The organism is Novosphingobium sp. G106 (assembly GCF_019075875.1).
In the GTDB taxonomy this organism is placed as follows: Bacteria; Pseudomonadota; Alphaproteobacteria; order Sphingomonadales; family Sphingomonadaceae; genus Novosphingobium.
This window is the reverse complement of record NZ_JAHOOZ010000001.1, coordinates 3,814,604-3,834,348: the sequence shown is the minus strand read 5'-3', so window position 1 is coordinate 3,834,348 and position 19,745 is coordinate 3,814,604. Positions and strand designations below refer to the sequence as shown.

The window sequence follows — 19,745 nt, the reverse complement described above, 5'->3', positions numbered from 1 at the left end:
AGATCAGCGATGAATCCGACGGTCGTCCACATCAGCGCCGACTATCCCGACGCCTGCGTGCCGCGGAAGACCCGCGCCGTGAAAGCGCTGATCGACGGAACAGCCGGCCGGTTCGACCACCGGGTCTATTCGCTGAACCGCTACGGCGGAGGGCTGGCGGGATTCCTGGCGGCCGGACAGGTCGACGAAGTGGCCGACGACGGCCAAGTCGCCGCGTGGCGCTATGCCGCGCCCGCCAAGGGCATCCTGCTCCGCCGCGCGATGGAGCGCATCGCCAACCGGATAGTCGCGGACATCCGCAACCGCGGCCTGCGGCCCGCGCTCGTCCAGGGACACAAGCTCAGCATCGAGGGGATCGCCGCGCGGCGTGTCGCGGCGGCGCTGCAAGTGCCCTATGCGCTGACGCTGCAGGGAAACACCGACCAGAAAATCGTGGCGGTGCGGCCGGACCTGCGCGCGCTCCATCGCCAGGTCTGGTGCGATGCCGCTGCCGTCATCGCTTTCGCGCCGTGGATATCGCGATGGTGCGAGGCCACGCTCGGCCCTTCGAATGCGGTACAGATCGCGCTGCCGTGCGTTCCCGTCGCGGACCGGGTGATCTCTCCCCGCGAAACCGGCTCGCGCGTCATCACGGCGTTCCACCTCGAACATTGGCGGAACAAAAACATCGCCGGGCTCGCCCGTGCCTGCACAGCGCTACGCGGCGAATTCCCGGACCTCAGCCTCGAAATAGCGGGCAGCGGCACGCCGGACACCGAGAAGGCGGTCGACGATGCCGTGCGCGCGGCCGGTGCTTCGGCGTTCACCTGTCGGACCGGCACGGTCGGCGGAGATAGCATCCAGGCCTGGATGAACCAGGGCGCCGTCTTTGCCATGCCTTCGAAGCGGGAGAGTTTCGGGATGGTTTTCGCCGAGGCGCTGCTCGCCGGTTGCCCGATCGTCTATCCGAGGGGCGCGGCGGTCGACGGCTACTTCGACGGTGCGTCGTTCGCGCTGGGGGTCGATGCGCGCTCGCCCGAAGCGATCGCCGCCGGCCTGCGCGAACTGCTGCGCGACAATGCTGCACGCAAACGGGATCTGGCTGTTTGGCAGCAGGCCTCCGCCGACCAATTCCGCGGTCCCGCGATCCTCGCGCGGTACGGCGATGCGCTGACGAAAGTGCTGGCCTGACCGCAGGCGGTCAGAATGCGCGCGGGTGGATGACCACGCGCACGGTCGACACCAGGATCTTGAAGTCGCGCCACAGGCTCCAGCCGCTGACATATTCGAGATCCGACTGGAGCCGGTTTTCGAGATCGATCTGCTCGTGCGTCGCACCGCGAAAGCCGCGGACCTGGGCCAGCCCGGTGATCCCGGGCTTCAGCGCGTGACGACGCCAGTAGGCGGCGTCGACTTCCCAGAACAGCTTGTCGCCGGCCAGCGAGCCGAGCGCGTGGGGTCGCGGCCCGACCATGCTCATGTCGCCTTTCAGCACGTTGATCAGTTGCGGCAGCTCGTCTATGCTCGTCGCGCGGATGAGCCGCCCGACGCGGGTCACGCGGTCGTCGTCCCGCGCCGTCGACCGGCTTCCGGCGAGATCGCCGGCCTCGGTCCGCATGCTGCGGAACTTGAAGACGTCGAACAGGCGGTTGCCCCGGCCGACGCGCGGCTGCTTGAACAGGACCGGCCCCCGGCTGTCGAACTTGATCGCGATCGCCACGACCAGCAGCAAGGGCGCCAGGAAGACGAGGGCCGCGCCCGAGACGGCAATGTCCATCAGGCGTTTCTTGATCCGGTTGCCCAGCGACAGCGCGCCGCGCACGACGACGATCGTGTCATGCCCGCGGAAGCGGTCGAGCCCGATCGCCCCCAGCGGACTCCCCCCGTCGAGCAGGACCTCGCCCGTGATGGGGAAGCACTTGATCATCTGCGCCCAGTCGCTGCGCCTGGCTTCGGTGGCGCAGGATACGACCACGCGGTCATAGCGCTGGACGACCTCGGCCAGCGCCGACAGCTGCGCATGATCGCGGATATTGGGAACGAGCCCGACCACGCCCGCGTCGAGCACTTCGCCCGTATAGTCGGAGGGAGCGGGCACGTCGTCGACGATCAGCAGCTCGCCGAACATCCAGCTCTTGTCCTTGCCCACGAACACGGTCAGCGTCACGATGCGGAACGCCGCCAGGAACGCCAACGAAAGCAGGATCGATGCCGCGAAGGCCATTCGCGAGATGAAGAAGCCGGTGCGCTGGAACAGGATAAGCATACAGATCAGCGCGGTGGCGATCATGAACGACCGGCAGGCCCGGCCGACCGATTCAAGCCGCGATTTCACCGCATCGTGCGCATAGGCACCGCCGCGAAAGCCGACGAGGATATGGATCGGCAGGATCAGCCAGCCAAGCTCGAACCCGCCCGAATTGAGCCAGTATGCTCCCCTGATCGTGACGCCGACGGAAAAGGCTGCTCGAATGGCGGCGACGTCGCAGACCACAAGCATCAGGTAGAGCATCAGACGGACGTTCTGCCGCCGCACAAGGAACCGACGCACAACGCCGAGATCACCCGAGGCCGGTCGCGGTGGATTTCGATCGAGCACTTGCTGGTCCATAACTGGCGTTACCGCTGTCGGTAGCAAAAAATGGTTAATTGGGCACGAATTCGGCCCGCGCGGACCGATGCATCATTTTGGTGCAATCTGTTTGGGTATAGGGTGCCCTTTCTGCGCAACGGCGGCGTGACAGCTACCAGAGCGCCGGGGGGTTTGCACTCGATCAATGGTGTCCGGTTCTCCGGATGCCGTGGGGCGCGCCAGCGGCGGGCACGGCAGTCGGTCGGGCCTGCGCTCGTTCGCCCCGTCGAACATTCGCACCGGCTGGGCGGTTATCGCTGGACAAGCCGCCCGCTGCGGAAACATGTCGGGCTGATTAGGGGGAGTTAAGTGTATGAGGCTAATGGGGTTACTGGCGGCGGCCGCTGCGTTCTGGATCCAGCCGGCGTTCGGGGCAACGATCTTTCCGGATACTGGAAAGGACCTGACTTTGTTCGGCCCCGCCACGAGGCTGGACTTCACGCTGCTTGACCCCTTGCCCGCAGGCACCCAGTTGACCCTGCCGCAGTTCAACGAGTGGTTCACCTTCACGAAGACCTGGACCGGCGGCGGCACCAGCAACGGTCTTTCCGTCGACAAGTTCGACTTCGCGAGCGTCCAGATTCTTGGCCAGACGTCGACGAGCTTTTCGATCCTCTACGTGATGCCGACGGAGTTCAATTTCTGCGCCACGCAGCCTGCCGTGGTCGGCCAGGCATGTTCGGTCAGCCACCAGGTTTGGGCAAATGCTTCGTGGAGACCCATAGTGACTCTGCCGGGAGGGGAATCCTCCGACACGCCACTGAACTATACCCTGGTGAGCAAGACAGTCGACGCCCCACCGCCGGTGCCCGAGCCTGCGACCTGGGCCTTGATGATCCTCGGCGTCGGCATGTCCGGAATCGCGCTCCGCAAGTCGCGTGCTGCCGGTGATCGTTCTCCCGCATTGCCCGCTGCCATTCGGGCCTGAGCCGCACCGACCCGTCAGGCATAGGCGCCGGCGGCGTTGTCCGCTGCCGCGCGCGCTATGCCGGCAAGATCGTGTGACAGGACCGCGACTGGCAGGCGCGCGAGGCACGGGCTTCCCGCCTGCAGCGTATAGGTTCCGCCGCCCGCCCCCGCCGTATAGGTCGAGCCGTTGTAGGTCGCGCCGGCGTAGCTGGTGAACAGCGGGTCGTTGCGCGTGGTCGGGCTGGTGCCGAGACTGCCGCGGAGCCCGGGGTACTCCTGCGCGAAGGATGTTCCAACGCCGCCGCTAGCGGCGTCGACGAACTGGCTGAACTCGCCGTCGCAGCCGACGCCATGCTCGTAGGCGAAGTTGCCGGTTCGCGTGCCGTCGGTCTTGAACACGTCCGACTTGGTGTTGATCTGGACGTGGATATTGCTTTTGCAGCTCATCAGCTTGTGCGTGCGCGCGGTGCCGGTCGTCTCGTCGTAGAAGACGTTGCTGCGTCCCGCCGCAAAGGCGCCGACCATCGTGTTGTGCCACAGGATGACGTGGCTGGTGTTCAAGGTGTCACCGTCCGCCGACACGCGCAGGATGAGCTGGGCGCCGGTGGAGGTCCATTCGAACAGGTTCTGGACGATGGCCGCTCCGGCGAGCGTGCCGCTGCCGGTAAGCGTCATGCCGCCGCCGCCGGCGTTGCCGTGCTTCATGAACTTGTTGAACGCGATCACCGTGCCGTTCTGGCTTCGGCCGATCGTCGGCTCGCCCCTTCCGCCCGTCCATTCGCATCCGACAACGACATAGTATTCGCGCTGGTCGTTCGAGTTGGCGACGCCGCCCGTGCAGCCGCGGTGGAGGGCATGGAAGCTGCTGACATGTCCATTGAGCGCCAGGCTGCCGGTGCCGAAGTCGCAGCCTTCGAAGTACATATTGGTGCCGCTGATCGCGAGCGGCGTGTCGGTATTGCCATTGTAGTCGATCGCGCAGTCTTCGTAGACGGTCTGGGTGCCATTGTTCGAATAGAGGCCCACCCGCCGGACGGTCAGGCTGCGCATGCGGAAGTAGGCGAGGTCGAAGCCGTTGTTCGACACGCCGAATGTGACGATGCAGCTTGCCTTGGCGACGCCGGGGATCGGCTCGATGACGACCTCGGCGTTGATCGTGTTGGACGCGCTCGGCGACGACGTCCGCGCCCATGTCCCGGCATCGAGCTGGATGCGCAGGCCGTCGAGAGATCCCGCCGCGGTTCCCAGGACCGCGCGCGCACGATTGATCGCGCCGATGAGCGTCAGGCAGGGCGAGGCATCGGCCGTCGCCGCGCTGGTGCTGACCGCGCCGGTGCCGTCGTTGCCCGTCGCCTTGACGCGGACGATGTAGGGGGCGGCGGCGCGCGATGTGTTCTTGCGAAAGACACGCGGGCTGAACTCGCGTGCTGCCGACTGGTCGGCGCTGTCGAGCACCGAGCCGCTACCGCCGATCCACGGATAGACTTTGGCGTTGCAGGTGATGTTGGCGTTGTCGCTCAGCGAGGAAATGTCGATCGTGGCGCGATAGACGAGCACGGCACAGCGGTCATAGCTTCCCGGCGAGACGACCATTGCGCTTGCGGTCGCGGTCACCGTCGTGGTTCCGTCGGTGGCCCGGAACACCACGCAGGCGACAGGCTTGCCGCCGCGGCCGTTGCGGTGGAAGGCCACGCATTCGAGATCAAGCGAATTGCCGACGATTCGGCGGTCGGTCATCACCCAGGCGGCGACGGGCTTGGGTGAGGTCTCGGTGCTGTTGTTGACCGCGCCGGCTATCGTGTCGGTCGAATAGACATAGTCGGACAGCGCCTGGCTGCTGGCGGTGAAGCTTGCCTGAGCCGGATAGGCCTGCCACACGCGTTTGGTAAGGAACAGGGTATCGATATGGGTCGTGGCGGCGCCCGCCGTGTCGAAGCCCTGCCGGGTGGCCGTAGCGGGCAGGAGCGAAAGGTCGGCCGGCGATCCGACCGTCGCCTGCCAGCCGTCCGCAGCGATCGCCGTAAACGGTGCGGGCGCTGGCGTCGGCGTCCCGCCGTAAAGCCGGCGGCGGCCGGCGCGCGCCAGGCCGATCCCCGAGCGCCCCATCAGGCCAGCCCCACCAGATCGGCCGCGGTGGTTCCCGTCGCGCGGACGAACTGCGCGCGCAGGTCGAGGATCTGGCCGCTGGCCAGGTTCTTGAACAGGACATCCGCGCCGCTGTCCGCCGCGCGCAAGGTGATCGTACCGCCGGTGCCCACGTAGATGGCGCGCGGCAGCATCGGGAGCTCGTTCACGTCATGCGGGACGATGGCGAAAGCAGTGCGGGCCGGGTCCACTGCCGCCCTGGCATTATTCGCGAATGGATCGAACGACATTGGAAATCTCCTTGTCCGCCGAATCGGAACAAGGACGAAATAACCATATAGGTTTATGTAGGAAAATAAATAGTGCTATAACGGAATAATATCGTGCCATTCCGGGAAACCCGGTTGCTGGGCGAACCCTCGCACATAACTTGTCTTTGTAACTTCGCGCGCTAGGGACGACTCGTGCCTGGGCTCACGCTTCAACCGCCGCGCGCGGCAACGGTTCGCACGGCCCTGTGCGTGGCTGTGATCGCCGCTGCGCTATTGGTGGCGTTCTTCTGGGTCCGGCACGGCGATCACGGCCGGAACTGGCGCCCCACGGTTCAGGCTAGCCCCGACGTTCTCGCCGCCGGCGGACTGGAACAGCTCCCCGGCCGGCCGGACGATGTTGCGGCACAGGCGCTCGAGCCGATCGACACCGACACGGCGCGCAAGCTCAATGCGGCCACCCCCTTCGCCGAGGTCAAGCCGCTGCCCGCGCGCCCGTTCCGCTTCGAAGGATCGGCGCTCGACCGGAGCCGCTCGCTCGATTGCCTGGCGCTCGCCGCCATGGCCGAGGCCGGCGGCAGCGATCCCGGCCAGCGTGCGGTGATTCAGGTCGTGCTCAACCGCGTCCGCCACCCGGCCTTCGCCAAGACGGTCTGCGGCGTCGTCTTCCAGGGTTCCGAGCGCAGCACGGGCTGCCAGTTCAGCTTCACCTGCGACGGTTCATTGGCGCGCCGGTATAGCGACGCCGCCTGGGCTGCAGCACGGCGCAGGGCGGGGGAGGCGCTTGACGGGAAGGTCTTCGCCCAGGTCGGCGCAGCGACGCACTATCACACCGATTGGGTCCATCCGGTCTGGAGCGGCGAACTCGACAAGATCGCCCAGGTCGAAACCCACCTGTTCTTCCGCTGGCCCGGTTACTGGGGCAGCCGCGATGCCGGCCGGATCGCCTATCACGGCGCCGAACCGGGCATTGCCCAACTTTCGTGGCTTCCCTCCCACGCCGCGGCGGCGATCGAGACGGCAGTGAGCGACGCGCCCGCGGCGCTGGTGTCGGTTCCGGTCGAAGGTCACAAGGTGGGCGACAAAGTGGGCATCGGCACTGTCGCGGCGCGGCGCCAGGAAGGCGGTGCCTATCTCGTCCATCTCACGGGTGCGACCGAGCCTGCCGCGCTGTTGCTCGGCCGCCGTCTCTGCGGCGGCCGTGGCTATTGCCGAGTCATGGGTTGGACCGACCGCCGCGCCGTGCCGCCGAGCTTCCCGATTTCGCCGGCAGCCCGTGCCACGCTGAGCTTCAGCTATGTGCTCGACGCGACCAACAGCGAATATATCTATTACGACTGCAAGGTCTTCCAGAACATCCCGCGCGACAACTGCCTGCCGCCCGCGCAGAAATAGGAGCGCAGATCGGTCAGGCCGGGCGGCGCACCCGCACGACATATTGCACGGTGACGAAGCGGCGCAGCAGGCCGAACGACACCTTGTCGAGGACCTTGTGCAGCCGCCGGCCGATGTTCGTCTGGATTGCCTCGAAAACGAGCCCCGAACTGGTGGCGAGCTCGATCACGCCGTGGCGGGCGAACCAACGGATATGGGTGCGATCCATTACGCCGGATTCGACCAGATCGAAGCGGCCGTGAAGGAGCAGGGGGCCCACCAGCGACCAATGATTGACGTTGGGCAGGCTGATGACCATTACGCCGCCGGGCCTGAGGCATTTATGCAGATGGCGGACCACGGCCCAGGGGTCGCGCAGGTGCTCGAGGACATCGAGGCACAGGATCGTATCGAACGGAGCATTTTCGGCGAGGACGCCGTCGAGAAAGTCCACGTCCTCAAGATCGGCGACATAGCCCTTGTCGACACCTTTTGCCCAAGCGCTGGTCACGTGATCGATCACGATGACTTCGCTTGCGCGGCCCAGTTCCTTCAACGCCGCGCCGGTGGCGCCGATACCGCCGCCAAGATCGAGCAGGCGGCCGGCATTCTGGGGTACCAAAGCGAAGACGTCGCTGCGGACGAGGTCATGATAGTTGGAAATCGCTTCAACCACAGTGAAACCCCACAATCGAAATCCTTCTTTCACGTCCGGAAGCGCGAATGTCAAAAGCCGGGGTCACCATCTTCGTCTGGCCCGACGAAGCAGATGAGCCAAGCGGCATAACCGAAATCAATTCCCGCACGCAATGTCGCAGCTGTGAAACGCCCTATCGTCAACTCATGAAGGATTAGGTTATCTCATCCTAATCGATCCATTCCGGAGCCGATCGAGCCGGTCAGCCGATCAACCTTCCCAGATAACGGCCATAGGCGGTCTTGCCGTAAGCCTCCGCCGCCGCTCGCAATTGCGTCTCGTCGATCCACCCCTGATGCCAGGCGATTTCCTCGGGGCAGGCGATCTGCATGCCCTGGCGATTCTGGATCGTCCGAACGAATTCGCTCGCCTCGAGCAGACTGTCGTGCGTGCCCGTGTCCAGCCAGGCATAGCCGCGGCCCATGCGTTCGACATGCAGCGACCCGTCTTCGAGGTATAGCCGATTGAGATCGGTAATCTCCAGTTCACCGCGCGCCGAGGGGCGAACCTGGCGCGCCAGCTCGCAGACCCGCTCGTCGTAGAAGTAGAGGCCCGTCACGGCCCAGCTCGACCGTGGCTCGGCCGGCTTCTCCTCGATCGACAGCGCCAGTCCGTCGGCATCGAGTTCGACCACTCCATAGGCCCGCGGATTTTCGACATGATAGCCGAACACCGTGGAGGCCCCGTCGTATTGCGAGCGGGCCTTGGCTGCGCGTAACTGGTTGGCCAGGTTGGCGCCATAGAAGATGTTGTCGCCGAGCACCAGGGCGCCCGGCCCGCCGGCCAGAAACTTCTCGCCGATGATGAAGGCTTGGGCCAGCCCTTCGGGGCGTTCCTGGACCGCATATTCCAGGTTGATCCCGAAGGCGCTGCCGTCGCCGAACAGGCGGCGGAAGTTATCGATATATTCTGGGCTCGAGATGATCAGGATGTCGCGCAGCTCGGACAGCATCAGCACCGAGAGCGGATAGTAGATCATCGGCTTGTCGTAGATCGGCAGCAACTGCTTGTTGATCGCCAGCGTCGCCGGATGGAGCCGTGTGCCCGATCCACCCGCCAGAATGATGCCTTTCATGGCCTGGTATCTCCTTCGCCGGCCAGGATCGCGTCGACCGCCTCGTCGGCGGCTTCCTGCCACGGCCGCAGCCTGATTCCGAAATCATGATAAAGACGACCGGTTACCAAACGGGAATTGGCCGGGCGTGGTGCCTTGGTCGGGTAGGCGGAAGTCGGGATAGCGTTCAACTGCGGCGCCGGCTGGCCGCGCAGCGCTGCGCGGGCGAAGACGCGCGCGGCGAGGCCGTGCCAGCTCGTTTCGCCCGAATTGACCAGGTGCCAGATGCCGTCGCCGCTGCGCCCGTCTTCGAGCGCCAGTGTGACCTGCGCCACCGCCGCTGCGATGTCGCCGGCATGGGTCGGGCAGCCGACCTGGTCGTCGACGACACCCACCGTATCGCGCTCACGGCCCAGCCGCAGCATGGTACGCACGAAATTCGCACCGCCGGGGCTGAACACCCAGGCCGTACGCAGGATCGCATAGCGCGCGCCCGAGGCCGCCACCGCCTGCTCGCCGGCCAGCTTGCTGCGGCCATAGGCGCTGGTCGGCCCGGTTGGATCGGCTTCGAAGTAGGGCGAAGGCTTGTCGCCGGCGAAGACGTAGTCGGTGGAGATCTGCACGATCGGGATACCAGCCGCGTGCGCCGCCACAGCGAGCGCCCCCGGGGCATCGCCGTTGATGCGCAGGGCGAGTTCCGGTTCGTCCTCGGCCTGGTCGACCTTGGTATAGGCGCCGCAATTGATGATCGCCGTGATGCCTTCGGCGGCGAGCAACGGCGCGATGTCGAGACGCTCGGCGGCCAGGTCCAGCACCGCGCGCGGCGGCGCGACGATGCGCACGCCCGGCGGCGGTGCGGCCGCCAGCGCGCCACCCACCTGGCCGCTACCGCCGGTGACGAGCCAGACGCGCTCAGCCAATTTTCACGCCCAGCCGCTCGCCCTGGTAGGTGCCGGCCTGGATCGCCTCCCACCAGTCGCGGTTGTGGAGGTACCAGCGCACCGTCCCCGCCATGCCGCTGCCGAAGCTTTCCTGCGGCGTCCAGCCCAGTTCGTCGCGGATGCGCGAGGCGTCGATCGCATAGCGATAGTCGTGCCCCGGGCGATCGGTGACGAAACCGATCTGCGTGCGCCGGCTCTGGCCGTCGTCACGCGGGGCGTTGGCATCGAGCAGGTCGCAGATCGCTTCGACGACCTGCAGGTTCGTTCGCTCGGCATTGCCGCCGATCAGGTAGGTCGCCCCCGGCGCACCGCGCTCCACCACCGCCGCCAGCGCGCGAGCATGGTCTTCGACGTGCAGCCAGTCGCGGACGTTCGAGCCGTCGCCGTAGACCGGCAGGCGGTCGCCCGACAGGCCCTTGAGGATCATCAGCGGGATGAGCTTCTCGGGAAAGTGATAGGGCCCGTAATTGTTCGAGCAGTTGGTGATCAGCACCGGCAGGCCATAAGTATGGTGCCAGGCGCGGACGAGGTGGTCGGACCCGGCCTTGCTCGCCGAATAGGGCGAGCGCGGATCGTAGGCGGTGCTGTCGTCGAACTTGCCCTCGTCGCCCAGCGCCCCGAACACCTCGTCGGTCGAGATGTGGTGGAAGCGGAACCGGTCCTGGCCCGCGGCATCGAGCCCGCGCCAATAGGCGGTCGCCGCCTCCAGCATGCGGAAGGTACCGACCACGTTGGTCTCGATGAAGGCCGCCGGTCCGTCGATCGAGCGGTCGACATGGCTCTCGGCCGCGAGATGCATGATCGCATCGGGCTGGAACTCGCCGATCGCCGCGGCCACGGCCGATCCGTCGCAGATGTCGGCCCTGAGGAAGCGGTAGCGCGGATCGCTGACGACCGGCGCCAGCGAAGCGAGGTTGCCCGCATAGGTCAGCTTGTCGAGCACCAGCACGTCGGCGCCGAGATCGCCGACGAGATGGCGCACGACGGCCGAGCCGATGAAGCCGGCCCCTCCCGTCACCAGGACGCGGCGGCGGATCACAGCACGATCTCCTCGAGATCGCCGAGCGGGTCGCCCTCATAGGGAAACACCGCCGTCAGATCGGCAAACGCGGGGGCGACAGCGTCCTTGTCGGAGAGCACGGGGCAGCCACCGTCCAGCGGCCAGGCGATCGCGAGTTCGGGCGAGTCCCAGCGGATCGAACCCTCGCTGTCGGGCGCATAGAGATCGCCGGCCTTGTAGAGCACGTGGGCATCTTCGGTCAGCGTGACGAAGCCGTGCGCAAAACCCACCGGGACATAGAGCTGTTCCCCGCCCTCGGCGGTCAACTCCGCGCCGACCCAGCGGCCGCGGGTAGGCGACCCGTCGCGAATATCGACCGCGACGTCCCAGATGGCACCCGCCACGCAGCGCACGAGCTTGGCCTGGGCGTTCGGGATGGCCTGGAAATGCAGCCCGCGGAGCGTTCCCTTGGGTGCCGAGAAGCTGTGGTTATCCTGCACGAACGTATCACGGATGCCGGCTTCGCCGTATCGCCTCGCGTTATAGCTTTCGGTAAACCAGCCCCTGTTGTCGCCGTAGCGGCGCGGCCGGATCAGCTTGGGCAACATCCGGTTCTCACCTTCGTTTCAGCCGCGTAGCATCGGCTGCTTGTCACAGTTTGGAGGTAGGGCATCGCTTAAGCGGCGGAACTTGCGCGGTCAATCGCATTGCCGTCGTGGGGCGGCCTTAGCCTTTGTGCCGTCTTGATTTGTCCTAAAATGATGCGGCTGGCGGGCTGCCTATTTTGACCTAGCGCCTGGCATGCCATCCCGCTAACGACTTTTGTGCTATCGGACAGGCGGTAACGGACGAGCGCGAGGATGGACCGACCGAGTATGTCAGCTTCCGAAAAGTTGAAAATCGATTTCGTCTGCGCCGGGGACCCGCTCGATATCCATACTTGGTCTGGAACGCCTTTTCACATGCTGCAGGCGTTGGGAAAAGAGTTCGATCTCGGCGTCGTCATCAGAAAGCCCTGGCGGCCCGGATTCCCGTTTTTCCGTCGCCTCGTCCGCAGGCTGAGCCTGGGGAAGATCGACCTTTTCTGGTCGCGGGCCTGGACCCGCTTCGGCGCGGGGCCGACGGTAGAGCAGCTCAAGCGCAGCGATTCCGACATGGTCTTCGTCGTCGCCGCGACGCCGATCTGCGCGCTCCTCACCGGCACGAACAAGACGGTCTTCGTGTCGGATGCGACGCAGTCGGCCATGGTCAACTACAACCCGCGGCACAACGCGCTCAGCGCCAATCTCAAGGCCAGCGCGGCCGAGCTGGAAACGACCAGCATTTCCGGATCGATCGCTGCGTTCTTCCCCTCGCGCTGGGCCCAGGCTTCCGCAATCAAGGATCATGCGGCGGCGCCCGATCGGGCATTCCAGGTGCCGTGGGGCGCGAACTTGCCGTCGGTCGATATCAAGCCGCCCGAGGAGCGGTCGCTCGACGAATGGCGCATCCTGTTCGTCGGGGTCGATTGGGTCGGGAAGGGCGGCGACATCGCCCTGAAGACCGCTGAACTGCTGCGTGACCGGGGATGCCGCGTCCATCTCGATATTGCCGGCTGCGTGCCTTCGACGCCCCCGCCGACGATCGAGGGCGTCACCTTCCATGGGTTCCTGAACAAGAACGTCGAGGCCGACCGGAATCGGCTGACCGGGCTTTTCCAGAACGCCCACATCCTGATCCTGCCGACGCAGTTCGAGGCGCTGGGCGTGGTCGTGGCCGAAGCGGCATCGTTCGGCGTGCCGTCGATCTCCTACGATACGGGCGGCGTGTCGGGCAATTTCGATCCGGGTAAAACCGGCATCCTGCTCGATACCTCCGCCGGTCCGGCAGAGTTCGCCAACGAGATAAACGCCCTGCTCAGCGACCGGTCGCGGTATATCGACATGGCCCACGCCGCGATGAACTATAGCCAGCGACGCTTGAACTGGCCGGCCTGGGCCCACGAAGTCGGCACTCTGGTGCGGCGGCAATGGCAGTCGGAGCTCCAGCAGGAATGGGGCGAGCAGGCGTGCTGACCTTTCTTTCGCAATGCGCGCGAACGGGGCTCAGCGCCTCGACGCGTCGCAGAGCGAAACACCTCGTCGAGCCGATCCTGTCGCCCATAGGCACGATCGAACGCGTTCGATCGTCGACGCGGGCCGTCGCCCTGACTTTCGACGACGGCCCCGATGATCTCGTCACACCGCGGGTGCTGGACAAACTGTCCGAATACGGCGCCACGGCCACCTTCTTCGTCCTGACCGACCGGGCGCGCGACCAGCCCGCCCTGATCGCGCGCATGATCGCGGAAGGCCACGAGGTCGCGCTTCACTGCGACCGGCACGACCGGCTGACCACACTGCCGCTCGGCGAAGTCCGCAGCCGCCTGGCCGCCGCGAAAAGCGAGCTTGAGCACCTCACCGGCAGGAAGGTCGAACATTTCCGGCCTCCGTTCGGTGCGCAGTCGTTTTCCACTCTGGCCGTTGCCCGCCTGCTGGGCTTCGAGATCGTCGGCTGGGGGCCTTACGCCGAGGACTGGATCGAGCAGACGCCGCAATCGGCCTGCGACAAAGCGCTTGGCAACGTGGCGAGCGGCGACATCATCCTGCTGCATGACGGCATGGAGATGCCTGCGGGAGACAGCCCGCCGGCGTTCGACCGCGTTGCCATGGTCGATCTGATCCTGTCGGGCCTCGCCGACCGAAATATCCAGCCGGTGAGCGTCGAAAAGCTCGTCACCCTTGGGCCGGCGGTCAAGACGCCTTGGTTCCGTGCTTAGCCGTTAACCTTATCATGGCATGGGCAATAGCAGCACATAGCTACGGCCCCGGGTTCCGGGCACCTTGAAGAAGCTGAGCAAATGAGCATCGGACGCAATACCGCTTACAACCTGGTCGGCTCGGCCATTCCGCTGGTGCTCGCGCTGGTTACGGTTCCGCTCTACATCAAGCTGGTCGGCGCAGACCGTTATGGTGTGCTCGCGATCGCCTGGGTGCTCCTGGGTTATTTCGGCCTGTTCGACCTGGGGCTGGGGCGGGCGACGACCTACCAGATCGCGGCTCTCAAGGATGCGAGCGAAGAAGAGCGGGCCGGCGTGTTCTGGTCGGCCGTAATCATCAATCTCGGCATGGGGGTGGTCGGCGGCGCCGTGCTCTGGCTCTGCTCGCACTACTTTTTTTCCTATCTGTTCAAGGTCGACGGCGCGCTTCGCGACGAAGTGATATCGAGCATCGGGCTGCTTGCCTTCGCCGTCCCGATCGCGACGCTGACGGGGGTTCTGTCCGGCGCCCTCATGGGTCGGGGGCAGTTCCTCTGGACGAACATGGTCTCGATCACGTCGACCTCGCTGTTCCAGCTCTTTCCGCTAGCCGTCGCCTGGTGGTTCGGGCCCAACCTCTGGGGGCTTCTGCTCGCGGCGATCCTGGCGCGGGTGGTCGCGATCATGGTGCTCTGGCTGCGATGCTACTTCACGGTCGCGCATCGACTTGCCCCGCGCTTCGACCGCTCGAAAGCGCGCGCGCTGCTGAGCTATGGCGGCTGGGTCGCTTTGACCTCGCTGGTCGCCCCGGCGCTGGTCATGCTCGATCGCTTCGCGATCGGCGCCGTCATCGGCGCGGCCGCCGTGGCGATCTATACCATCCCGTTCCAGCTGGCCCAGCGCATCGGGATCGTGCCGATCTCGCTGATGACGGCGCTGTTTCCCCGCCTTCCCACAGCCTCTCCGGAGGAACGCGACAGCCTGTCGAACCGGGCGACCGAGACGCTGGCAAGCGCCCTAGGCGGACCGACATTGGTCGCTATCCTGCTGCTCCACCCCTTCCTCAATCTGTGGGTCGGGCCGACGCTGGGCGATCAGGCCGCCACGGTCGGCCGGCTGCTGGTGTTCGGTTTCTGGATCAACGCCTTCGCGGTCGTCCCCTACAGCCGGATGCAGGCCTCGGGCCGCCCGGACATGGTGGTCAAGGTCTACGGGATCGAGATCCTGATCTACCTCGCGCTTCTGTACTTCTGCATGAAGAACTTCGGGCTTGTCGGCTGCGCGATCGCCCTGATCCTGCGGAACATCGGCGACTATTGCCTGCTCTCCTACGCTGCGAGCGGCGCTATCCGGATCTGAAGCTCCTTCTCTCCTATGCGGGGCTGCTCGGCGCCGGTCTCGTTCTGGCGGCGCAAGCGACCTACGACAGCCCGGTCTGGTGGGCGGCAGTGCTGATCGCGCTGGCGGCTATGGCCGTCCTGAGTTGGGCGACGCTTCCCCCGGAACTCAAGTTGCGGGTCAAGGGCACCATCGCGACCTGGACCGCACGGGGCACCCGGCAAGCCTGATAGGCCCGGCGCGAGCCTACGTCTAACGGCGGGACAAGCCGCGGCATGAGATAGGGGTGGCCGATGCAGGACAAAGGTCTATGCTCGGCGCACGACGATCTTGTGAAGCTGCAACCATGAGGCCCGACTTGCGAAAATCCCTGTTGCTTGCGGGCCTGGTTCTGGGCGCAGTAATCGTGACCGCCCAGGCAGTCGGTGGACCGCGCGCGGCTCTCATGGGCACCTGCTCCAAGCAGCCCGGGCACCGCTATGTCGCCGCATCGAAGGCCGATCTCGAGGCGCTGCTCAAATGCGATCTCGACGGCGCCACGATCGCCTTGAAGCCCGGCAGCTATGGCCGGGTCAACCTGGGCGCCGCGAAGGGGCTCACGCTTCTGTCCGACAACCCCGCTCAGCCGGCGTCGTTCGAGACGATCGTGATCGACGGCGGCAATCGCATTGCCCTCTCGGGGCTGCGTTTCGGGGGGAGCATCGAGGGCCTCGCCTGGCGCGTACAGGTCGATGACGGTTCCGGTATCGACCTTTCCGAACTCGACGTGGTCGGCCAATCGCCGCCCGACGGCAACGTCCCGGGCGGGGTCTATATTCACAACAGCAAGCAGGTGTCGCTCAAGCGACTCAAGGTCTCGCTCGTGTCGAACGGAATTCGGCTCATCGGGACGCGCCAGGTCGTCGTCGCGGACAACATCATTCACGATTTTGGCTCCGATGCGATCCAGGCGAGCGATGCTTCGCAGTCTGTGATCAGCGGCAATTACATTTCGAGCGCCCATCCCGCACCGGGAGACCATCCGGACGGTGTCCAGATATTCACCCTCGGAAACCAGACCGCGCAAACGGACATCGTGGTCAAGGACAACCTGATCGAGAAGGGCGCGGGCGGCCTGATGCAGGGCATCTTCGTGACCGACGAAACGGACAGGAATCCGTACGCGAACCTGGAGATCACGAACAATATCGTGATCGGTTCGATGTATCACGGGATCACGATTGCCGGTGCCGCCAGCGGGTCGGTTCGCGGCAATGTCGTCGTTCCCCTGGACGGCCAGCAGAACTGGATCAAGCTCGTCAAGGCGAATGCGCTCGAGCTGGAAGACAACGTGGCGCAGGACCTGATGAAGGACAATTCCAACCTGCAGGCCAAGGCGGAACTGGGCAACAACCGTCGCATGATCGTGCCGCCCGCCGACGCGGCGGCCGCAAGCAGGGCATGGAAGGCCAAGCACCTCCCCGCGGAAGCGAGCAATGGCCAGTGATGCCTACCCGAAGCCCCACTGGGGCTTTCGGATAACACCCAAATCGCTGGAGCCTCAGAACAACAATCTCACGCTGGTGAGGCTCGTTCTCGCATCGGCCGTCATCGTTTCGCACTGCTATTACCAGGCGACGGGCCTGGACGAGGTGGACTGGCTGTCGCCTTGGCTGGGCGTGCCGGTATCCTGGGTCGCCGTCGACGGCTTCTTCTTTCTCAGCGGCTTCCTCGTGTTTCGCAGCCTGGTGCGGCATCACGATCGTCGGCGCTTCTTCCTGGCCCGACTGGCCCGGATGTACCCCGCTTTGCTCGCTTTCGTGCTCGGTGCCACGCTGCTCGGCATTGCCTATACCACCGCCAGCCTGCCGCGCTATTTCGGCGGCGAGACGCTCCGCTTCCTGCTGGGCAATCTCAGCTTCATGAAAGCCTACTACGATCTGACCGGCGTCCATTGCGGCGATCCGACCGCGCTATGCACGCTAAACGGTTCGCTGTGGACCTTGCCCTGGGAAATGCGCTGCTATCTCGGGCTCATCCTGCTCAGCCTGCTCGGAATGACGGGCGCCAGGACGATGACCTACTTCGTCCTGCCTGCGGCCATGCTGTTCATGGGGCTGTGGTATCTCTCCGGCCTGCAGGATATGGTCCATACCCACGTCCCTGCTGCCACTTACTGGCTGGAGCAGTCCGCGCGGCTGTTTCCGCTGTTCCTCGCCGGTTGCGCCGCTGCCCTCTGGCGGGATCGCATCCGGCTGCACGGCGGTGTCGTCCTTGCGCTGCTGGCGGTCCAGCTCCTGGCGGCCCACACCCCCATCGCCTTCCTGACGCGGCTTCTGTTCACGGCCTATGCCGTGCTCTATTTCGGCTTCCGCCCGCTGCGCTGGACGCCGTCGATCTCGCGGTTGCCCGACTACAGCTACGGTATCTACATCTACGCCTATCCCGTTATGGTCCTGGTGACAGCGTGGTGGCCCGGATTGAGCGCCGGCCAGCTGGCCTTGGCGAACTTCGTCGCCGTCCTGCCCTTCGCTGCGGTGTCGTGGCACTTCCTCGAGAAGCCGGTCCTTGAGGCGTTCCGGCGGCGTTCGCGCGTGTCTGCATTCGCGTCCAGGCCCTGGCCGGATCAATCCGCTGCAGCGGAAGCGAATTGACGACTCTAAACCGTGTGGAAAACTCGCCCGGGCGATGAATGCACGCGCCATCCCGCCGGGCACGGACCGCGGCGGAATAGGCATTGATCCGCCCGAACAGTTGCAGCAGACCGGTCGGGTAAAAGAATCCCCGGGAGTGTCTGCGATGAAAATGGAAGATATGGTGCTGATCAGCGTCGATGATCACATCACCGAACCCGCCGAAGTCTTCGACAACCAGCTGTCCGGTGAAGCCTATGCCACCGCGCCCAAACTGCGCGAGCGTGAGAACGGCGCCAACTACTGGGAATACCAGGGCGCACAGATGGGCTCGGTCGCGCTCAACGCCGTGGTCGGCCGCCCGCGCGAGGAATACGGCTTCGAGCCGACCAACCTCAGCCAGCTGCGCAAGGGCTGCTACGACGTCCACGCGCGCGTCGACGACATGGACGTCAACGGCATCGCCTCGTCGATGAACTTCTCGAGCCTCGCGGGGATGGACGGCGGCGTCTATCTCAACGCACCCGACCGGAACCTCTCGCTTACCCACCTGCGTGCCTACAACGATTGGCACATCGACGAGTGGTGCGGCGCCTATCCCGACCGCTTCATCCCCCTCGGCCTGCTGCCGCTGTGGGATCCGAACCTGATGGCCGCCGAGGTCAAGCGCCTGGCCGACAAGGGCTGCCATGCCGTCGTGTTCAACGACAACCCGACCAAGCGCGGCCTGCCCAGCGTCCACAGCGACCACTGGGAGCCGTTCTGGAAGGCGCTGGTCGACAACGACACCGCGGTCTGCCTGCACATCGGCTGCGGCAATGTCAGCCCGCACCCGTCGATGGAATCGCCGATCGAGGTGAACATCGCGACGATGCCGATGGCCGTGGCCTTCGGCGCGGCCGACTGGCTGAATCTCGCCGCGCTCAAGCGCTACCCGACGATGAAGATCGCGCTGTCGGAAAGCGGCATCGGCTGGATCCCCTACCTGCTCGAACGCGCCGACTACTCGAACGAACAGCATCGCGCCTGGACCCATTCGGGTATCTATTTCGAAGGCCAGAAGCCCAGTGACGTGTTCAAGAAGCACTTCACCAGCTGCTTCATTGACGACGCCTATGGCCTGCGCAACCTCGATCTCATCGGCGAGGACCGCGTGATGTACGAGGTCGACTATCCGCACTCGGACACGCCCTGGCCGCATGCCCCCGAAGTGCTGTGGAAGTCGGTCGGCCACCTGACCGACAACCAGATCGACAAGATCACCCACCTCAATGCCATGCGCGAGTTCAAGTTCAATCCGTTCAAGGAGAACACGCGCGAGACGCTTTCGGTTGGCGCGCTGCGTGCGAAGGCCAAGGCCAAGGGCGTCGACGTGTCGATCAAGTCGCAGAGCGGCGAGCGTCCGGCCCAGGTCGGCGAAGTCCGCCCCGTGACCTCGGGCGACGTCGTCGCCATGTTCGGTCGCCACGCCGAACCGGCCGACGCCTGATTGGAATCGGCCCGGCTACGGCCGGGCCGCTTTCCTCGGGCGCCAGGAAAGCCTAGAGCGCTGATCATGAAAACCAGCGTCATCCTTTCGGCCGTGGGCGGCGACCGTCCCGGCCTGACCCAGGGCCTTGCCGAGGCGGTCTTCGCCGCGGGCGGCAACTGGCTCGAAAGCAATCTCGCCCATCTCGGCGGCAAATATGCCGGTGCGGTTCTGGTGGAGCTCGATGCCGAGCGGCTGGGCGAACTGGAACGCGCCGTGCAGGCCCTCAATGCCGGCGGCCTGATCGTTTCGATTGCACCTGCAGGCGAGACGCCGCCGGTCGCGGGCAAGCCGCTGTGGTTCGAACTCGTCGGGCAGGACCGGCCGGGCATCGTCCACGAGGTGACCGGGGTGCTGGCCGGCCTCGGCGTCAACATCGAGGACTTTGCCACGCGCACCGAGATCGGCTCGATGTCCGCTGAGCGTCTGTTCCGGGCTACCGCGCGGCTGACCGTGCCGGAAGGTACCTCGCCTGACGATGTACAGGCCGCGCTCGAAGCGATTTCTGGCGAGATCATGGTGGACTTCACGCTTAAGCCGGCCTGAGCCGG

General features: G+C 65.5%; 19 protein-coding genes. 11 read left to right on the top strand and 8 right to left on the bottom strand.

Features of this window, described 5'->3' with window-relative positions:
- Nucleotides 1-9: 9 nt before the first annotated feature.
- A complete protein-coding gene (locus tag KRR38_RS18255; protein WP_217404249.1) occupies nucleotides 10-1,170 on the top strand; it encodes a glycosyltransferase in 1,161 nt (386 codons plus the stop codon).
- 10 nt (nucleotides 1,171-1,180) lie between these two features.
- Here KRR38_RS18255 and KRR38_RS18250 read toward each other — a convergent pair whose 3' ends face one another.
- A complete protein-coding gene (locus KRR38_RS18250) occupies nucleotides 1,181-2,530 on the bottom strand; it encodes an exopolysaccharide biosynthesis polyprenyl glycosylphosphotransferase (protein WP_217404247.1) in 1,350 nt (449 codons plus the stop codon).
- A 394-nt stretch (nucleotides 2,531-2,924) separates the two neighbouring features.
- On the opposite strand from KRR38_RS18250, the gene KRR38_RS18245 reads away from it, so the two are divergent.
- Entirely contained in the window at nucleotides 2,925-3,539 is a 615-nt protein-coding gene (locus tag KRR38_RS18245; protein ID WP_217404245.1) for a PEPxxWA-CTERM sorting domain-containing protein, read from the top strand.
- Between the two features lie 14 nt (nucleotides 3,540-3,553).
- On the opposite strand, the gene KRR38_RS18240 is transcribed toward KRR38_RS18245, so the two are convergent.
- Both KRR38_RS18240 and KRR38_RS18235 read right to left on the bottom strand, forming a co-directional pair.
- A complete protein-coding gene (locus tag KRR38_RS18240; protein ID WP_217404243.1) occupies nucleotides 3,554-5,626 on the bottom strand; it encodes a hypothetical protein in 2,073 nt (690 codons plus the stop codon).
- Nucleotides 5,626-5,895: a hypothetical protein gene (locus tag KRR38_RS18235; RefSeq protein WP_217404241.1), complete on the bottom strand. Its 270-nt coding sequence runs from the start codon at nucleotides 5,893-5,895 to the stop codon at nucleotides 5,626-5,628. The genes KRR38_RS18240 and KRR38_RS18235 overlap by 1 nt, the downstream gene beginning before the upstream one ends.
- Before the next feature lie 231 nt (nucleotides 5,896-6,126).
- Here KRR38_RS18235 and KRR38_RS18230 point away from each other — a divergent pair, with 231 nt between their 5' ends.
- Nucleotides 6,127-7,269 carry a cell wall hydrolase gene (locus KRR38_RS18230; protein ID WP_309141079.1) on the top strand — a complete coding sequence of 381 codons (1,143 nt, stop codon included), beginning with the start codon at nucleotides 6,127-6,129 and terminating at the stop codon, nucleotides 7,267-7,269.
- Nucleotides 7,270-7,282: 13 nt separating this feature from the next.
- Here the strand turns inward: KRR38_RS18230 and KRR38_RS18225 are convergent, their stop codons facing one another.
- The 5 genes from KRR38_RS18225 to rfbC all read right to left on the bottom strand — a co-directional run bounded on the left by KRR38_RS18225 (nucleotide 7,283) and on the right by rfbC (nucleotide 11,548).
- Nucleotides 7,283-7,924 carry a bifunctional 2-polyprenyl-6-hydroxyphenol methylase/3-demethylubiquinol 3-O-methyltransferase UbiG gene (locus tag KRR38_RS18225; RefSeq protein WP_217404239.1) on the bottom strand — a complete coding sequence of 214 codons (642 nt, stop codon included), beginning with the start codon at nucleotides 7,922-7,924 and terminating at the stop codon, nucleotides 7,283-7,285.
- A 223-nt stretch (nucleotides 7,925-8,147) separates the two neighbouring features.
- The gene (rfbA, locus tag KRR38_RS18220) at nucleotides 8,148-9,020 is read right to left on the bottom strand and encodes a glucose-1-phosphate thymidylyltransferase RfbA (RefSeq protein ID WP_217404237.1); all 873 of its coding nucleotides are present in this window, start codon (nucleotides 9,018-9,020) and stop codon (nucleotides 8,148-8,150) included.
- The gene (gene rfbD, locus KRR38_RS18215) at nucleotides 9,017-9,919 is read right to left on the bottom strand and encodes a dTDP-4-dehydrorhamnose reductase (protein WP_217404235.1); all 903 of its coding nucleotides are present in this window, start codon (nucleotides 9,917-9,919) and stop codon (nucleotides 9,017-9,019) included. Before rfbD ends, rfbA begins: the two co-directional genes overlap by 4 nt.
- A complete protein-coding gene (gene rfbB, locus KRR38_RS18210) occupies nucleotides 9,912-10,976 on the bottom strand; it encodes a dTDP-glucose 4,6-dehydratase (protein ID WP_217407326.1) in 1,065 nt (354 codons plus the stop codon). Before rfbB ends, rfbD begins: the two co-directional genes overlap by 8 nt.
- Nucleotides 10,976-11,548, bottom strand: a complete 573-nt coding sequence (gene rfbC / locus KRR38_RS18205; RefSeq protein WP_217404233.1) for a dTDP-4-dehydrorhamnose 3,5-epimerase — start codon at nucleotides 11,546-11,548, stop codon at nucleotides 10,976-10,978. Before rfbC ends, rfbB begins: the two co-directional genes overlap by 1 nt.
- A gap of 354 nt (nucleotides 11,549-11,902) precedes the next feature.
- Between rfbC and KRR38_RS18200 the strand changes: the two genes are divergently transcribed.
- The 8 genes from KRR38_RS18200 to KRR38_RS18165 all read left to right on the top strand — a co-directional run bounded on the left by KRR38_RS18200 (nucleotide 11,903) and on the right by KRR38_RS18165 (nucleotide 19,740).
- Nucleotides 11,903-12,994: a glycosyltransferase family 4 protein gene (locus KRR38_RS18200; RefSeq protein WP_217404232.1), complete on the top strand. Its 1,092-nt coding sequence runs from the start codon at nucleotides 11,903-11,905 to the stop codon at nucleotides 12,992-12,994.
- Nucleotides 12,988-13,737, top strand: coding sequence for a polysaccharide deacetylase family protein (locus KRR38_RS18195; protein WP_217404230.1), 750 nt, complete (start codon nucleotides 12,988-12,990; stop codon nucleotides 13,735-13,737). The genes KRR38_RS18200 and KRR38_RS18195 overlap by 7 nt, the downstream gene beginning before the upstream one ends.
- Before the next feature lie 81 nt (nucleotides 13,738-13,818).
- A complete protein-coding gene (locus tag KRR38_RS18190) occupies nucleotides 13,819-15,075 on the top strand; it encodes a flippase (protein ID WP_217404227.1) in 1,257 nt (418 codons plus the stop codon).
- Nucleotides 15,033-15,284 (top strand): hypothetical protein, encoded by a 252-nt coding sequence (locus tag KRR38_RS18185; RefSeq protein WP_217404225.1) that lies wholly within the window; start codon nucleotides 15,033-15,035, stop codon nucleotides 15,282-15,284. Before KRR38_RS18190 ends, KRR38_RS18185 begins: the two co-directional genes overlap by 43 nt.
- Before the next feature lie 176 nt (nucleotides 15,285-15,460).
- Nucleotides 15,461-16,540: a right-handed parallel beta-helix repeat-containing protein gene (locus tag KRR38_RS18180; RefSeq protein WP_217404223.1), complete on the top strand. Its 1,080-nt coding sequence runs from the start codon at nucleotides 15,461-15,463 to the stop codon at nucleotides 16,538-16,540.
- The gene (locus KRR38_RS18175) at nucleotides 16,530-17,687 is read left to right on the top strand and encodes an acyltransferase (RefSeq protein ID WP_217404221.1); all 1,158 of its coding nucleotides are present in this window, start codon (nucleotides 16,530-16,532) and stop codon (nucleotides 17,685-17,687) included. Before KRR38_RS18180 ends, KRR38_RS18175 begins: the two co-directional genes overlap by 11 nt.
- Nucleotides 17,688-17,832: 145 nt before the next feature.
- Nucleotides 17,833-19,155, top strand: coding sequence for an amidohydrolase family protein (locus KRR38_RS18170; protein ID WP_217404219.1), 1,323 nt, complete (start codon nucleotides 17,833-17,835; stop codon nucleotides 19,153-19,155).
- Nucleotides 19,156-19,221: 66 nt separating this feature from the next.
- The gene (locus KRR38_RS18165; protein ID WP_217404217.1) at nucleotides 19,222-19,740 is read left to right on the top strand and encodes a glycine cleavage system protein R; all 519 of its coding nucleotides are present in this window, start codon (nucleotides 19,222-19,224) and stop codon (nucleotides 19,738-19,740) included.
- Nucleotides 19,741-19,745: the final 5 nt, after the last annotated feature.

What these genes read in the sequence shown, in the direction of transcription:
- KRR38_RS18235 (WP_217404241.1), bottom strand. Translation starts at nt 5,895, where the DNA reads ATGTCGTTCGATCCATTCGCGAATAATGCCAGGGCGGCAGTGGACCCG.
- KRR38_RS18255 (WP_217404249.1), top strand. Translation starts at nt 10, where the DNA reads ATGAATCCGACGGTCGTCCACATCAGCGCCGACTATCCCGACGCCTGC.
- rfbC (WP_217404233.1), bottom strand. Translation starts at nt 11,548, where the DNA reads ATGTTGCCCAAGCTGATCCGGCCGCGCCGCTACGGCGACAACAGGGGC.
- KRR38_RS18170 (WP_217404219.1), top strand. Translation starts at nt 17,833, where the DNA reads ATGAAAATGGAAGATATGGTGCTGATCAGCGTCGATGATCACATCACC.
- KRR38_RS18165 (WP_217404217.1), top strand. Translation starts at nt 19,222, where the DNA reads ATGAAAACCAGCGTCATCCTTTCGGCCGTGGGCGGCGACCGTCCCGGC.
- KRR38_RS18190 (WP_217404227.1), top strand. Translation starts at nt 13,819, where the DNA reads ATGAGCATCGGACGCAATACCGCTTACAACCTGGTCGGCTCGGCCATT.
- KRR38_RS18245 (WP_217404245.1), top strand. Translation starts at nt 2,925, where the DNA reads ATGAGGCTAATGGGGTTACTGGCGGCGGCCGCTGCGTTCTGGATCCAG.
- KRR38_RS18240 (WP_217404243.1), bottom strand. Translation starts at nt 5,626, where the DNA reads ATGGGGCGCTCGGGGATCGGCCTGGCGCGCGCCGGCCGCCGCCGGCTT.
- KRR38_RS18175 (WP_217404221.1), top strand. Translation starts at nt 16,530, where the DNA reads ATGGCCAGTGATGCCTACCCGAAGCCCCACTGGGGCTTTCGGATAACA.
- rfbA (WP_217404237.1), bottom strand. Translation starts at nt 9,020, where the DNA reads ATGAAAGGCATCATTCTGGCGGGTGGATCGGGCACACGGCTCCATCCG.
- KRR38_RS18200 (WP_217404232.1), top strand. Translation starts at nt 11,903, where the DNA reads ATGCTGCAGGCGTTGGGAAAAGAGTTCGATCTCGGCGTCGTCATCAGA.